We start from the raw sequence: 15,595 nt of genomic DNA on the forward strand, positions 1-15,595 counted from the left end.
GATCACCCCATGAATGAGGATCCCAGCAACCCGGCCGGACGGCAGCGCGGTACCTGGGAACGGGACCGTGCCCTGCTCGATCTTGGCTTCGGGGAGGACGATGGCGCCGACGACATGCGGACCGGCGACAGCGGCCCGCTTGAGCAGGCCGGCGACGCGATCGGCCGCTACCGGCTGATCTCCCTGCTCGGCAGCGGCGGCTTCGGCAATGTCTGGCTGGCGGAGCAGACCGAGCCAATCCGTCGGCAGGTCGCCCTGAAGCTGATCAAGCCGGGTATGGACAGCCGCGAGATCATCGCCCGCTTCGAGGCGGAGCGGCAGACCCTGGCGCTGATGGATCACCCGAATATCGCGCGGGTCCTGGATGCCGGCACCAGCGCCACGGGCCGACCCTACTTCGTGCTGGAGTTGGTCGCGGGCAAGCCGATCACCACGCATTGCGATGCATTCCGGCTTGGGCTCCGTGAGCGCCTTGAACTCTTCATCGCAGTCTGCCACGCCGTCCAGCACGCGCACCAGAAGGCAATCCTGCACCGCGACTTGAAGCCTTCCAATATCCTCGTCGCGGAGGTGGACGGCAAGATGGTCCCGAAGGTGATCGACTTCGGCATCGCCAAGGCCCTGGGGGTCTCGGATGAGGTGATCCAATCCAGCCTTCTGGCGACCAAGGCCGGAGTCGTGGTCGGCACACCGGACTACATGAGCCCGGAGCAAGCTGGCAGCACGCCGGACGTGGATACGCGCAGCGATATCTACGCCCTCGGGGTGATCCTCTACGAATTACTCACCGGCAAGACGCCGCTGGCGTGGCGGAACCCGCGCCTCGCTTTTGATGAAGTCCTGCGCGAGATCCGCGAAGGCGAGCCCGCGAACCCGAGCCTCTGTGTCGCGAAGGACGCCAACGATCATGCCGCCGCGAACCTCAGGGAGCAGCGCGGCAGCGAGACCACACGACTCATCCGTTCGCTGCGTGGCGATCTCGATCGAGTGACGATGAAGGCCTTGGAGAAGGATCGTCAGCGCCGCTACGACACCGCCAATGCGCTGGCGAACGACCTGCGTTCTTATCTTGATGGTGAAGCCGTCACCGCCGCGGCCCCGACTTGGAGCTATCGCTTCGGCAAGTTTGCGCGCCGCAACAAAGCTGTCCTCATGACGGTGGGACTCGTGGCAGCCGCGTTGGTCACCGGCACCATCGTCAGCCTCTGGCAGGCGCACCGTGCCGACCTCAGCCTGGCCGCGGCCCAAAGCAGCAAGGCAGAAGCGGATGCCAATCGCCTCGAGGCAAATGCCAATCGTGACAAGGCCAGACAGAATCTCGAGCAGGCGAAAAAGGCCTTCGACAAGTATGTCGGGACGGTCACGGACGAGCCCACGCTGAAAACGCCGGAGTTCTCCGGACTAAGGTCCTATCTCTTGGAAGGCGCGATCAACTTCTACGAGAATCTAGATTCCGACGAAGGTGGCGATCTCCAGACGCGCATGGACTATGCGCGCAACTTGGGAAGACTCGGCACTCTCTATCATCAGACGGGAAATTTGCCCAAGGCTCTGGAGTCTCTCCGCAAGGCGGTGGCGATGGCCGAGGCCATCGAAGCCGAGTTCCCGAATGCCAGCTACGACCGCCGCGCATCGGCAATGCTGGCGAACAATCTGGCACTACCCTTGACCACCGCGGGCAATCTCACCGAGGCGCAAGCCATGAGAAAGCTCGCGGTCCAACTACTGGAGAAGCACCTCTCGGAGCACCCGGGCGACCCCGGAGTGCGGCACGACTTCGCGCTGGTGCTCTCGAACTACGCTGTGGGCCTGGCGGGCAACGGTGAGATGGACGAAGCGGAGGCCACCTATGTGCGCTGCTTGGGAATCCAGTCCGCACTGGCTACCGAATCCACAGAGCCCCGCGAGATCCAGCAACTCGGTTATCTCCAGGGCATGGCCGCCGATCTCGCCTCGCGCCGCGGCAACCATGCCAAGGCCGACGCCATCTATCGCGAGGCAGTGGAGCTGTATGAGAGTCTGGCAAGCGCGACCCCGCCGAACCCGGGGGCCCGCGAGGCGGCGGCAAGCTTCTCGGTGAAGCGTGGTGATCGTCTCTGCCAGATCGGCAATCCTGCGGCAGCTGTGCCGGCCTTCGAGCATGCCGTCGAGATCTTCCGGGCTCTAGCCCGCGAACTCCCGAACCGTCCCGATCTCCGCCTCAATGCCGGAGATGCGAAGCTGAAAGCAGGAGACGCGCTGCGCGATGCGGGACGACTCGCGGAAGCACGGTCCGCCTATGAGGAGGCGCTGGCACTCCTGGAGCGGCTCGCCGCCGAGTTTCCCGACGTGCCGAAATGGCAACTATCGCCGGCTCCCGCGCTCGAAAAGCTCGCGGCGATGCGCACCGCGGCCAAGGAATGGCCGGAGGCCCGCAGTCTTCTGAACAGAGCCATCGGCCTTCAGCGGGAAAAGTTCTCGCAGTCTCCCGGCACAGAGAAGCAGAAGCTCGCGGATCTCCTGAAGCAACTCACGGAAGCCCATCTCCAGCTTGGCGACTACGATGTGGCCCTCACCACTGCGGAAGGCTTCTCGAAGATGTTCCCGGACGATTGGGAGCCCTGGCACTGGGCGGCACTAGCAGGGAACCGCGGACTACAAATCATCAGCACTGCCGCGTTCCCGGATGAAGATTCGCGCAAGCTGACTGCGGATCTTTACGCGCAGAGGGTTGTCGCCCTGCTCCGGCAGGCGGTCTTGAATGGCTACGACGGAATCACCCGACTCCAGGCCACCCAGGATCTTACCTTGCTGGCCGGACATGCCAGCTTCCAGGATCTGCTCAAGAATCCTCCCGCGCCTCTGGATGCAGAGGCACGCTTGAAGCGTGGCTTGGAACGTTCACCGCTGAAATTCGCGATCGACTACAAAGCCTCCGACCCCGGCAGGCGTCTCTGGGAAAGAACCGACCGCACCTGGACGGAGATACAACCCTCCGGAACCCGCAACCTCTATACCGTCTCCGCGGTCATCAAGGTGAATGGGATTGCTGGCTCTGAACTCTCCAGGCCCGACGGCAAGTTCACTCTCTTTGTACCACATCGCGATGAGCCCTCGACGCTTATGATGTTCAAGGCAAGCGGCGGCGCATGGGGCCGTTTTGCGGACATCAAGGACATCGAATAGGCGGCGTCCTCCGAGAGATTGAGGGATCGGCGCTTTCGCCTGTCACGCCCTACCCGGGTCTTCCCTAAGCCATCGGTGAAGCGCCGGATCCTGCACTTGCCCTCCTGGCAAACGGCAGACCGGCTCCAATCAATCCATCAAAGGAAAACACCTATGAATGCTAAAAACGGAATGTCCGGATCACCCACCGGCAAGATGAAGATCGTGATCATCGGCGGCAGCGGCCGTATCGGCTCCCGGCTTGCGAAGGTCCTCGGCGACAAGGGCCACGAAGTGATCGCCGCATCGCCATCCTCCGGCGTCAACACCGTCACTGGCGAAGGCGTCGCCGAGGCACTCGTCGATGCCGATGTCGTGGTCGATGTGGCAAACTCGCCATCCTTCGAGGACGCCGCGGTTCTCGAGTTCTTCACCAAGAGCGGCAAGCATCTGATGCCCGCAGAGAAGACCGCCGGAGTGCGCCATCACATCGCACTCTCCGTGGTTGGCACGGACCGCATGCTCGCCAGCGGCTACTTCCGCGGCAAGATGGCCCAGGAAGAATTGATCGCGGCCTCCGAAGTCCCCTACACGATCGTCCGCGCCACCCAGTTCTTCGATTTCGCCGCTGCGATCTCCAAGACCGCGGCGCAGGGAAAAACCATCACCGTGCCGCCGGCTCTGATGCAGCCGATGTCTTCGGATGACGTGGCGTCCATGTTGGCCGATGTGGTTCACAGCGAACCCCACAACGGCATGGTGGAGATCGCCGGGCCGGAGCCCATCCGTCAGGACGAGTTCGTCCGCGAGTATCTCGCCGCCAGCGGGGATGAAGTGACCGTCGTCGCCGATCCCAAGGCGATGTATTTCGGCAGCGCCGTGAACGACCGCAGCCTGATCCCCGGCGCGCATGCCCGCCATGGCAAGGTGCGCTACAAGGATTGGCTGAAGGAAACCGTGGCCATGGCCCACGCCGCCAAGTGAGCCCCCGAATCCAAGCAATCCTCCGCTCATGAAAACGATCAACAGGACGGACTCGGTCCCTGCGGCACTCTGGATCGTGGCTTCGCTCAATGCCGCGTTCCTCTTTGGGAACGGGCTAGCCATGCTGTTCACGCCATTCATGTGGTACAATGTGGTCCCGGGAGTCTCCCATACCGGACCATTCAACCCGCACTTCGTCATGGATATCGGGCTGATCCAGATGTTCCTCGGCGCGATGCTGGGACTCGGTCTGGCTCGCCCGGCTGGCCGCTTCCTGCTCTGGGCAGCGGCGGCCACCTGGCTCAGTGCCCATGCACTGCTCCACTTCTGGGAAGTTGCGGCAGGCATCTGCCCGCCTTCCGCCCTGGCCCGCGACTTCGCAGCCGTGACCCTGCCGGCCTTGATCGGAATCACCCTGAGCTGGTGGTCGTGGCGGGCGGGCGACCGGCCCACCAATTCCATCCGCTACGCCTAGCATCGCTTGTAGAGGAAGGCCTAGTCCTGAAGAACGGCAAAGCCGTTCCCTATTGAAGCCCAGGGTTGGTTCCGACGAGTCCTTCGCAGCTCGCAGAGCAAGGAAGGACAAGGGAGGAACCTACCCTGGGTACGCTAGCAGCCAGCATTCAACCTCAACGAGGTTGCCGCGTCCCCCGGACTCCGCCGCTCACAAAGGCTCTGACATCACTCGCAGGTAAAGGCTCGGCTTCCCGTTCAACGCCGACGCCGGAAGACTCAGCGTCACCACTTCATACCCCGGGCTCGCGGGCAGTGGCGTGGCGGGCTCCTCCACTGGCACCACATCACTCCATGTGGTAAGATCCCCGCTGATTCGATAGCGAAACCGCAGCCCAGCACTCGCAGCATCGATCAAGCGCCGGTGTGCAAAGCGGAAAACCCCATCCTCCGGCACGCTCAACACCAGCGAAGTGACCGACACCAGATCGTCAGCCTTGGTCGGATCGCTACCGAAGGCCCACTCGCCGAAGTTATCCAGGCGGTCGCCATCCGGATTCGCACCCGGCGCGCCATCCGCTCCCTGCAAGCTCGCGGACAGGGCTCGCTCGACCGCCAGCGCATGCGAGACCGGCAGCTTGCGCACCGCGAAGTTGTCCACCTGCACGAACACGCTGGCGCGCGAACTCAGGGCAAGGTAATTCTGGTTCGCCTCATCCCAGGTGAAGGTGCGGGTCATCGCGGTGCTACCGCTGTTCAGATCCAGCCGAGTGCCATCGAACCAAGCCGAAACCGTCACGGTCGAGCCCGCCGCAAAGCTATTGAAGGCAAACGATGCCGTCAGTGTTCCGCTGGTCTTGCTCACCGGCACGGTCGCCCGCAACACCCCATCGGTCCACAGCTTCACATTGCCATTCAGATCCAGCTCCACGAAGGCATCCGCCACCCCGATGTTAGTGCCGTTGCCCCGGATCGAAGGCGGATTCGCCCCGCCGATGTCATTTCCCGCCGCCGCTTGCGCGGCATTGAGTCCCCCGCCGAAGCCCGCATAGCGGTTCGCTGTGTCCGTGGCAGCGCTATTCATGTGGAGCACCCGCATTGACACGCTGAAGCCGCCCGCATCCAGAATGTCCTGGCCGATGAAATTGTGGTTCAGGCCGTTTTCGCTCATCCCCGTCCCGGTGGCCATTTGCAGGACATCGTCCAGCACTTGGATCGAGTCTGCCGTGCCACTGCCCTCCCAACCCTCGAACCAAGGGAGATTACCCCGGCTGCCGGACATACCACTGTTAGAAACATCGATATCCGTCGCATTCGGCCGGTTGAAGGTATCGACGAACAAATCGGCGGCGGTCGGCCCCGGCGTGAGGCTCACCGGTGTCTGCACGATCTGGCGCGAGGCCGGCAATCCTACGCGGGTGCTCCAGGCATTCCACTCATCCACCAGTTCGACCACCTTCGCTGGATTGGCCGCAGCGAGATCCGTGGTCTCGCCGGGATCCGCGTCCATGTCGTAGAGCAACTTCTGGCTGCTGGTGAACTCGTTGTCGAAGGCCGTGAAATTCTCAGTCACCAGCTTCCACCTGCCCTTGCGGACCATGCGATTCGACTCGTGTTCTACATAGAGCGCGCGCTCCGGGATGCTCTGGCCATTGATCAGCGGCAGCACGCTCGTGCCTTCCATTGGTAGCACCTGATGACCGCTGAAGGTTGCGGGACGCGGCGCGCCGGTCGCATCGGCAATCGTCGCCACTACGTCGATCAAGTGTGTCGGGGTCTCCACCCAAGTATTACGCGCGGCGAAGCCCGCCGGCCAATGCACAATGAATGGCGCACGGATGCCGCCCTCATGCGTGAAGTGCTTGAAGAGCTTCAGCGGGGTGTTGCTGACGTGGGCATTGCCACCGCCGTAGGTGATGCTGTCGCCTTGGCCCGGCTGCCCCATGTTGGTCAGCGCCGCCCCCGTCACCACGGTCCCATTGCCCAACACCCCGCCTTCATGGTTCCCACCGTTGTCGGACATGAAGAAGATCAGGGTATTGTCGAGCTCGTTCAGCTCACGCAAGCGGCTCACGACCTTGCCCACATTCTGGTCGAGCTTGGTGATCATCGCCGCGAAAAGCGCCATACGCCGCGTCAAGTCGGCCTGGCGATCACTGGAAAGGCTGTTCCATGCCGGAACCTCGACGATTGGTTCACCGCCGTGCGGCCCCACCCCACCGCGCCCCGGGAAAGGATAGCGGCTATCGATCACCCCATTTGCAAGCTGGCGGTTGTAGCGCTGCTGCCGCACCACATCCCAGCCCTGCGCATAGTTCAGCATGTAGGTGTCCGCCACGGCCGCCGGTGCCTGGATCGGGAAGTGCGGCGCACCGAAGGCCATGTACATCGCGAAGGGCTTGCCGTCGTTCCTGTCGTGGTTGTGATTGATATGGTCCACCGCGTAGTCGCCGATCGCATCCGTCTGATAGAAGGTCTGGCCATTGCCGGTGTAGTCGCGGAAGGCGATCTCGTTGTTCTCGGAAATCAGCGTGTAGAGGCTCTGGTTCCACTGATTCAGGCTGTGTGCCGTGCCATTGCCGAAGCGCCAGACGTGCTGGAAGCCGCGGTTCTCCGCGAGCCGGTTATTATTCCCCAGGTGCCACTTGCCCGCCATATAGGTGCGGTAGCCATCGGCCTTCAACATCTCGGCAAAGGTCATGTTGTTATCCGCGCGCAAATCCGGCAGAGGCGCGGACGGATCCACCGCCGCCTGCTGCGGATAGAGCCCCGAAAGCAGAGAACAACGCGTCGGGCTGCAGCGCGCGGAATTGTAGAATTGCCGGAAGCGCACACCATTCGCGGCCAGTGCGTCGATATTCGGCGTGGAGATCTCGCTGCCGTAGCAACCGAGATCCCCCCAGCCCATGTCATCCGCCAGGATCACGATCAGGTTCGGCCGGTTCGGCACTGGGATCCGCTGCACCGTCGCAGTCGCCGTCGCGACCACCGTGGGCATGCTGTTAGAGAACTTGACCGTGAAGGTCGTGCTACCCAACGAACCATTAACCACGGCATTCACGCTGCCGCTACCCGCCCCGGCACTACCACTGGCCCCACCGTTCGGGAAGGACACCGCTTGGTCTGCAGTGATTTGATAAGTCGCTCCCGCAGGCAGATTCGTGCCACTCCAGTTCAGGGTCACCGGCAGCGCGGAATTGTCATGCGCCACGCTATCCGGCGTCACCTGCAGTGTCGCAGCCGGTGCGACATCGGGCATGCTGATGCGGAAGTTGTCGAAGGTCGTTGCGCCCGTGTCGCGCGAGTCCAGCCCGATGTAGTTCTCATTCGTGCCGCTCCAGGTGAAGCTGCCGGTGCCCTTGGAACTGCCATTGAAGAACACCTCATAGTTCACCGTGCTGCCCGCCGCGAAGCTGCTGAGCGTGAAGTCCACCTTGATCGTTCCGGTCTTCAACCCCAGCCCGGTCACGCCGTTCACCGTTCCGCTACGCGTGCCCCATACCAGCGAGTTGTTGCCACGCACCGCCACCCAGAAGTCGGCGACGCTCTGCGTCGGCACCGCATCCCCGATCGCCGTGCCAAAGGCCCCCGTCATCCGGCTGGTCCCGCCGAAGGCGTCGCGCGTCCCCGCGGCCTCCGCCTGCGACATCCCCACCGCAATCGCTCCGCCCTGCCCGTTGGTCGCCTGGCTATAGTCGGTGACATCCACCGCCACCGAGAAGCCGCCAGCCGAGAGGATCGAGGGATTCGTGAAGTTGTGATTCACGAAGAGATTCGCCGTGCCTGCCCCCACATCGTTCTGGAAGCGATTGGAGAGGATCTGGCTGCCACCGCCATTGCCCGCATCGGCATCCTCCACGCCATAGGTTGGCGGCTTGCTGTTCGGATCGAGCCAGGGCTGAGTGTAAACCCCATCCACCGGCAAGGCCGAGCCGGTGTTGTCCGTGATGCCGGTCAGTCCGCCATCAATATTGCGGCTATTCGCCCGATCGAATGTGTCTTCAAACAATACCGCGGCCCGCGCATGCGCCGCGAACACGAGGGCCAGCAAGCCCGTCAAACGGAGAAAATTCATGAGACCTGGGTTCCGGGGAAAGCAAGCAGTGGAAGCAAGCCCCGCGCTTCCGGACAAAAGGTGTCTTCAAACCCCCAAGTGTTCCCAATCTCCCGCCTCAATTGTCCTCCATGATCACCCGCACCTCGTCGGTCGAAGCCCCCGCAAAGAACACAATCTTCACCGTGCGACGGTCTTTGGAAAGCTGCACGTAGTCCGGAGGATTGCGCCCCTGATCCAGCTCAATCCCGCGGAAGCGCGAAGACCACGACACCGTTGCGAAGAGTTCATCACTCTTCTCCAAGGTATCCCGCAGGCAACTGATCCCCACCACCGGGCTGTCGAAGGTCACCTCACCCTCGAAGGGCAGGAAATGATCCGGTGGCCAAGTCCCCTTTGGGTCAAAGCGCAGAATTACACTGCGCAAGCGCTTTTCGGGCACCGGCAGGATCGTCTCCGGCGTCCGGTCAAAAGTTCCCGGCAAGTCGCCTGGCCCGGTGACCTCCACCGCGATCGGGCGATTGAAGATCACGCCGCGCTTTTCAGGAATCACCAGCACATGGTCGTCGCTTTCCATCACTGCGACCTTCTCGGGCACATCCGGATCCGCGGGCACCACCGCCCCCTTGGTTGCAATAATTCCAGAAGCCAAGGCCCAAGTCTTCTTGAACTCCAGCGGCTCGAAGTCCACCGGCTTGAGCGCCTCCTCCTTCTTCGAGGAAGTCACCGCCTCGCCCTTCTCCAGAAGCAGCTTCTCGCTGCCTTTCTTGACCTCAACCGCGCCATCCAGCACCACGAACTCCGAGCGCCCGTCGGCAGTCGTAGAGACGCCGAAGGAAGTCCCCAAGTCCTTCAACGACGCGGACGCCGTGCGCACCTGGAAACCATGCGCATCCTCAGGACACCAAGCATTCAGGCGGCCCGATTCGAGCACGATCTCCATCGCCGATACCACCTCGAAGGCCACTGGCGCCTCCACTGCCACCACCGCGCCATTGGTGAACTCCAAGCGCATCAGGCCGCTCTTCTCCTCGATCCGGCTACCCTCGTGCACCGCCGTGCTACCCAAGGCCACGCCATCCTTGCCGAGCTTGGTCATGGTCGCCACCTGCACCCTGGCAACGCTACCGCTGCCAGTAGGCACCGGCGGCTTCAGCGCCATGGGCACCGCCGCCAGCATCAGCACCGCGGCAATCGCCAGCGACTTCACTACCCGGCGCTTGATCACACGGCGCTTCACCTGGCCGACGAAGGCGAACTCGCCCTCGTTCGCCAGCTTTGCCACATGCGCCGCGGTCCGCTCCGCGAAATCAGTATCACACACCTCACAATGAGCCAGCGCCCGCGAGACGGCGAAGTGGTCCGCCACCATCCGCAGGAGATCCGGCCGCCCCTCCAACATCGAGTGCAGACGCTTGCGGCCCGCCTCATCCAGCGCACCCTCTTGCAGCAGTTCCAGCAGCTCGATCAGTTCGTCGGGAAGGTCCATCAGCTTGTCTGGTAGGTCCTCGTCCATCCTCTTCATGCTTCTTTTACCTTGGTCCTCAGGCAGCCCGCCAGTGCTTGGCGGGCATGGAATAACATTTTCCTCACCGCCGCCGGCTTCATCGCAAACTCCCGCCCGATCTCCTCGGACTTCCGGTCGTGGTAGTAGTGCTGCTCCACCACCCCGCGCGCCCGCTCCGAGAGGACCTTCAGACATTCCCGCAGGGCCTCCCGGCGCGTGGAGAGATCACTGATCTCCCCCGCCTCCGGCCCGCCGGGCTCCGCATTCAGCAATAAAGTCGTCAGATTCTCGTCCAAGAGCCGCTGGCGGCGGTTTAGCTTCGCGGTCTCGTTCTGCACCAGATTGCGCGCAATCGTCCGCAGCCAAGCCCCGGGATTCTCCACCCGCCCGGCATCGCCCCACTTGCGGTAGGCCACCAGGAAGGTGTCCTGCGCCATGTCATCCACCCACGCCGGGCTTACCCCCAGCCCTTGGATGAAATACCGCAGGCTGGCGTGATGCTCGGCAACAACGCTCGTGAATTCCTTGAGATCCGGCATGGGATTTTTGAATCGGGGCGGGCCCTTTCAAAGCAGTGTCACGGACCCACTTGACGTTCCCCCCGATGACCGAAAAATCCCAAACAATCTCACCCCACACTTTCACGCCCCCCCAAAGGCGCCAGCCCCCAACTTCCCCTCGCTGACCAGGTTAAAAATTGGTGCTTAATAATCAGTAATTTCAGGGAGCCGCCGCCGGCCGCTTCGAGTCCTTGCAGGTCATGATCCGCGGCCGCCCCGACGGCGGATCCACATACGCAAACATCAAATACCGCCCGCCCGGCACGAAGCGCAGCATGCTCTCGCTGGCCGTCGCCCAGCTATTGTCCTTCTGCGGAAACTGGAACACCACCGGTGCCATGTTGAATTCGTCCCGCCCTTCCGGTCGCGCCATGCTGTGGGTCGTCCCCGGCTTGAGCAGGATCTTGCTCTGCCCGACCACGAAGCGAATCTCCTGCTGATGCAGGTTCGCCACGAAGGCCCCGCCATCCGGCAGGGTCTTGGCCGAATCCTCGACCACCAGCACCCGCCACGGAATCTCCGCGCCCTTCTCCGCCGGCAGGAAGACCAGGATCGCGGCATTCATTCCCGCTGGCACCTTCGCCACCGCCGCGGGCTTCTTGTCCGCCTGCGAAAGGAAGCTCATCGCCTCGCCCTTCGCGAAGCAGGCCTTCTCCTCCGAAAGCGTCGCCACCGGCACCTCGCAGGCCAACTCCGCGCCATCCGCCGCCAGATTGACCAAGGCCGGCACCGCCGGATTGCCCTCCAGCGCGAGGAAGCGGCAGCTCACTTTGCGATCATTGCCACTGCCCGCGGCAAGACACGTGATGGGAAACAGCAGCAGTAAAAAGAAAGCACGCATGGGTTTTGAAACTAGTCTTTGTCGGGACATGGCAGAAGCCACGGATGAACACTAATGGACACGGATGGAAGACAGGAAGGTCCTCGGAACGGAATTCTTCATTCGTGGCTCCTAAACCTCCTTGGGATTGAGCCAACGGAAAGAAACAATCTGGAAACGCCTGCCGAATTTCTTGTTCGCATCGGTCTGCAGCGCCGCCACCTGCGTCTCGACTGCCTCATGGCTATCGATCCATTCCGGAAAGCGCTGCACCACCGCCTCACAGGTCACCGCCGCCAGGACCTTGCCATTCGCATCCAGTGCCTCGCCGTAGCCGCGGATCGTAAAGGTATCCGAGCGCGGCGTGGCCGCATTCCCCAGCACGTTCAGCAGATCCGCCTGGCTGAGATAGCCCGGTGCCCCCTGATAGCTTGAGCCCACACCCGCAGCCGGATTCGCATACTTGTAGTCCACCACCTGGCCACTGCCGATCTCATACCCGGCATTGGCCGTCACCGCAGTGTCACGATTAAGGTCGCTATCATCGATCGCCTGCTGCAAGGCCCCACGTTGCGCCTTTTCATCGCTACCGACCTGGCGGTTTACAAATTCCGCCATCGACAGGAAAGGGCCCCGCAGGCGCACCTGCTCGACGATGTTCTTCGCCAGTTTCTCCAGCTGCTTGTCATCATACTCCCGCGGCCCGAGCCAATAGGCAGTCCCCGGTGCGGCACCGCCATCCACCGAGGGTGAATCCGGCAGCCGCAAGCGGCTGATCCGCGAGCTGCCATCCTTCACCGCGTTGAGATTGCCCAGCGCGGACGTATTGCCTGCGGGATTGATCAGGTTGCACAGCGCTTCCGGATCGTGCACGGAGGCCAGCATCGCCTTCCACGCCGGCACCGAGGTCGAATTGATGTTGAAGGCCCCCTGCATCATCTGCCAGGCGCTCGCCTTGGTATAGGCTTCCGGCGTTCCCAGCATGTCCGTGAAGGCGGACACCGGCCGCGCTCCCGCGGCATGATAGGCCAGCCTGGGATCGCCCAGGCCTTTGCCATTCGCAAGCTCCTCACCCAAGGCAAGCGCCGTCTTGCCACCGCCGAAGGGACCCGACTGTTCACCCAGACCGGAGAAGTAGAAGCGGTCATACAGCGCCAGGTTCAGCAGGAAGGAATGATCGAGATAATTGCCACCACTCCCACCTTGGACGATCCGGTCCGGTGCCAGCAGCGGATGTGCCCACGAGTTGCCGATCGGCTGCGCAAAACGCGGCAGGTAGCCCGACGAACCACCCGGGTTCCCGCCATTCAGGCTCGCCAGCGACTGCACCGGCCCCAGCGGAATGTCATACTGAACCCCGAACTTCGAGCCATAGAGACTGGAGTGCCCGGTGATGAAATTCGAGCGGTCCTGCTGGTCGATCTGCAAGAGGTTTGATGTCCCCTGCCCCAGCTCCAGCATCTGCAAGTCCACCTCGTGCGAATGATTGGCGGCGTGCTCGGTCACGATCTTCTCCGCAGACGCCCCAATGTTCGCGTGTGCGAAGCACCATGGCTTGGTCGCCAGCCGGCCGTCCTTGGTGCTGGCGTCGCGCGCACCGGAGGTCACCTTCGCCTGCGCGCTCAGCAGGGCGAAGGGCTTGGCATTCACGATGTCTTTGATCTGCCGCGTCGAGTGATCGAGCATGTCGACGCCCATGACCGCCCCGGTCTTCGGGAAGCGCAGGGTCTGGTTCTTGCCCAGGATGCTGTCCTGCAAGCCGGTCGGGCTCTCGTAATTCATCTCGATCGTGCTGATCGTGGTCACCGCGCTGGATGTACCGGTGCTCCCCGCCATGCGGATCACGAACTTGTTGCCGCTGCTGTTAGACTCGCTCAGCGGTGCGAACTGCACGTGGATTCTATCATCGCGCGCCAGCCCCAGACAGGACTCCCAGTGGCCGTTCTCCTTGTTGCCGTCGATCTTCTTCGCACCCGCCAGCCAGTCGCAGTCAAAACCGATGCCGTCACCGCGCCAGCCTGGGATCGCATCGATATTGCTGGTGATCCCGGTATCGACATAAATGTCCCAGAACTTCCGGTCCGCGAGATCCTGCGCATAGGTCCGGCTGGGATCGATGTACGGCGAGAACATCTTCACCTCGCCCGGCAGCATGCGGAAGGTCGTGGATCCCGGCTTGTTGTTGAGCTTCGTCTTCAGGTTCATCCCGAAAATCTTGCCCTTACCCTCGGTGTCGTTGTCTGCATACATCGTCTCCAGCGGCACCAGCCCGCTGCTCTGCGGCAGACCATTGCGGAAGATCTGCATCGCGAAAGGCACATGCACGAACTCGATCCGCAAATTCCGGAACTCCAGCGCCACATTGTATGGATTGTGCAGCGTCACCACCGGCGTGTAGAGCAGGTGCAAATCATACTTATACTTGGTGCCGCGGAAATGGCCGTCCTGCGGACCATGGAGATTTCCCGCGCTATCCGGCACCACCGTCGCCACGTCGCCGGGCCCGAAGGCCGGATAGCTGTAGATATCCCGCGCCACCAAGCTGAACAGCATCTGCACCTTGGCGATCGTCGGCGTCAGCACCACTCCCGCCGGCGGCTTGCGGTTCATCACCAGGCTAGGCGGATTGCCCGTCGATGACTGCCAACCGGTCGGCGTGAAGGCCTTCAACAGCGGCACCCCGGCGGTGTTGCTGATGCGGTCGCGATAGGCGCGGCCGAATTGATGCAGTGATTCCCAGCGCGGATCAGAGGGAGCCTCCGCCGTGCTCATGCCCAGGCAGGTATTGTAGACCCCCTTGCCCGCATACGCCGAAGGCAGGCTGCTCCCATTCGCCAGGAGCTGGAAGTCCTGCTTCAGACCACCGTGCGCCGTATCGGTGAAAAGCCCCTGCGACTGCGTGGTCACATCATGAAACAGCGGCTCCATCGCCGCCCGCACCCCCGGTGCCAGCTCATCGCCACCCACGCCGAAGGTCTGCCGCGTGATGCCCTTCCGCAGCGTCGCATACTGCGAAGACTCTGCCTCGAACATCTCGCGGCCCAAGCCATCCAGTCCCGCAATCATCTCGCTCGCCGGGCGCTCTCCTGCACCTAGCTGTTGCGTGCGGTCCGCCTGCGTCTCCGCCTTCTTGCGATGCGGCGTATCGATCCGCGCCTTCAGGCCCTCGTCCATCGCAGCCCATGCCAGATTCCCCTCGCGCTTGCCGACTGGCAGCCTGGCCACCAGCACCCGGCTCTCTTTCGGCGCGCTCTTGCCCAAGGTCCCCTCACCCCACAGCGTCACCGGCGCCTTCGGCTCCTTGCGCGCGAACTCCGTCTGCCGCGGCGCCGCAGCATCCGCATCGGACACCAACCAGGTCCGGAACTTCTTCGCCTTCTCCTGCTCCGAGTAGTCGCTGGCATTCGGCGGTGAAGTCGCCTTGATCTCCCACGAATTCCACACCCCCGTGAGCTGCGGACAGGCAATCTTCTCATCCAATATCCCCGCCCGCGCCGTCACCCGCTGGTCCGGTCCCGCAGCCTTCTGCAGCTGCCCGATCGCCAGCATCAGCGACAGCCGCGCGTTCGCCCGCGCCTCCGCCATCGCCTGATCCCGCTCGCTACTACGCAAACTGATCGATGATAGCGATAGCAGCGCTATCGCCAGCAGGGTGATCAGCACCATCAGCGCCATCGAGATCACCAGCGCAAAGCCACGGTTCTCTCGGAATTTCTTGGGGGTTTTCACTTGGGTTTTGAGAATCCTGACCCTCATAGCAGTCATCGCATTGTAGATACAGTGCGTTTTTGATGAAAAATTCCCGCCAACTTATCTGCACTTTTCCCCCAACCTCCTGGAATTCATTAACTTGACAGTAGGAAGCGCGGCTAAAAAGCCGCCGAACGGTCCCCGCCTGCCCGCCTCAACCGGCGCTTTCCATCGGCATTTCCTCTCCGTTTCCGCGTGTTCGGTCTATTCCGCGGTTAGGCTTCGGCTATTCAAATCCGCGACCCAGCTTGCGCCATCCCCCCGCTTTTCCCGAAAACTTAACACTGAAACACAAGCTCCTACCTTCCCCCGGCTGGAGATCC

Annotated in this window: 8 protein-coding genes; 3 read left to right on the forward strand and 5 right to left on the reverse strand. The window is 62.6% G+C overall.

All coding sequences use genetic code 11. From position 1 onward, the window contains the following. Positions 1 to 9: 9 nt before the first annotated feature. From BV071_RS32690 to BV071_RS08575, 3 genes are all read left to right on the forward strand, one after another. On the forward strand, positions 10 to 3,165 hold the full coding sequence (locus tag BV071_RS32690) for a serine/threonine-protein kinase (RefSeq protein WP_052573067.1): 3,156 nt from the start codon (positions 10 to 12) through the stop codon (positions 3,163 to 3,165). 171 nt (positions 3,166 to 3,336) lie between these two features. Beyond that, the gene (locus BV071_RS08570; RefSeq protein WP_265594223.1) at positions 3,337 to 4,128 is read left to right on the forward strand and encodes an SDR family oxidoreductase; all 792 of its coding nucleotides are present in this window, start codon (positions 3,337 to 3,339) and stop codon (positions 4,126 to 4,128) included. Between the two features lie 28 nt (positions 4,129 to 4,156). Then, on the forward strand, positions 4,157 to 4,603 hold the full coding sequence (locus tag BV071_RS08575) for a hypothetical protein (protein ID WP_052573068.1): 447 nt from the start codon (positions 4,157 to 4,159) through the stop codon (positions 4,601 to 4,603). Positions 4,604 to 4,792: 189 nt separating this feature from the next. Here BV071_RS08575 and BV071_RS32695 read toward each other — a convergent pair whose 3' ends face one another. The 5 genes from BV071_RS32695 to BV071_RS08600 all read right to left on the reverse strand — a co-directional run bounded on the left by BV071_RS32695 (position 4,793) and on the right by BV071_RS08600 (position 15,251). Further along, positions 4,793 to 8,656, reverse strand: coding sequence for an arylsulfatase (locus BV071_RS32695; RefSeq protein ID WP_052573069.1), 3,864 nt, complete (start codon positions 8,654 to 8,656; stop codon positions 4,793 to 4,795). Positions 8,657 to 8,753: 97 nt separating this feature from the next. Then, positions 8,754 to 10,151, reverse strand: a complete 1,398-nt coding sequence (locus tag BV071_RS08585) for a FecR domain-containing protein (protein WP_265594224.1) — start codon at positions 10,149 to 10,151, stop codon at positions 8,754 to 8,756. A gap of 5 nt (positions 10,152 to 10,156) precedes the next feature. Beyond that, complete coding sequence (locus BV071_RS08590) at positions 10,157 to 10,681, reverse strand: sigma-70 family RNA polymerase sigma factor (RefSeq protein ID WP_035605017.1); 525 nt, start codon at positions 10,679 to 10,681, stop codon at positions 10,157 to 10,159. A gap of 181 nt (positions 10,682 to 10,862) precedes the next feature. Beyond that, positions 10,863 to 11,543 (reverse strand): hypothetical protein, encoded by a 681-nt coding sequence (locus BV071_RS08595; RefSeq protein WP_035605021.1) that lies wholly within the window; start codon positions 11,541 to 11,543, stop codon positions 10,863 to 10,865. A 111-nt stretch (positions 11,544 to 11,654) separates the two neighbouring features. Next, positions 11,655 to 15,251, reverse strand: a complete 3,597-nt coding sequence (locus tag BV071_RS08600) for a hypothetical protein (protein WP_035605024.1) — start codon at positions 15,249 to 15,251, stop codon at positions 11,655 to 11,657. Positions 15,252 to 15,595: the final 344 nt, after the last annotated feature.

The sequence above is a fragment of the Haloferula sp. BvORR071 genome (genome assembly GCF_000739615.1).
Taxonomy (GTDB): domain Bacteria; phylum Verrucomicrobiota; class Verrucomicrobiia; order Verrucomicrobiales; family Akkermansiaceae; genus Haloferula.

Coding starts and splice junctions, on each gene's coding strand:
- BV071_RS08595 (WP_035605021.1), bottom strand. CDS start 11,543: ATGCGTGCTTTCTTTTTACTGCTGCTGTTTCCCATCACGTGTCTTGCC.
- BV071_RS32695 (WP_052573069.1), bottom strand. CDS start 8,656: ATGAATTTTCTCCGTTTGACGGGCTTGCTGGCCCTCGTGTTCGCGGCG.
- BV071_RS08570 (WP_265594223.1), top strand. CDS start 3,337: ATGTCCGGATCACCCACCGGCAAGATGAAGATCGTGATCATCGGCGGC.
- BV071_RS32690 (WP_052573067.1), top strand. CDS start 10: ATGAATGAGGATCCCAGCAACCCGGCCGGACGGCAGCGCGGTACCTGG.
- BV071_RS08585 (WP_265594224.1), bottom strand. CDS start 10,151: ATGGACGAGGACCTACCAGACAAGCTGATGGACCTTCCCGACGAACTG.
- BV071_RS08575 (WP_052573068.1), top strand. CDS start 4,157: ATGAAAACGATCAACAGGACGGACTCGGTCCCTGCGGCACTCTGGATC.
- BV071_RS08590 (WP_035605017.1), bottom strand. CDS start 10,681: ATGCCGGATCTCAAGGAATTCACGAGCGTTGTTGCCGAGCATCACGCC.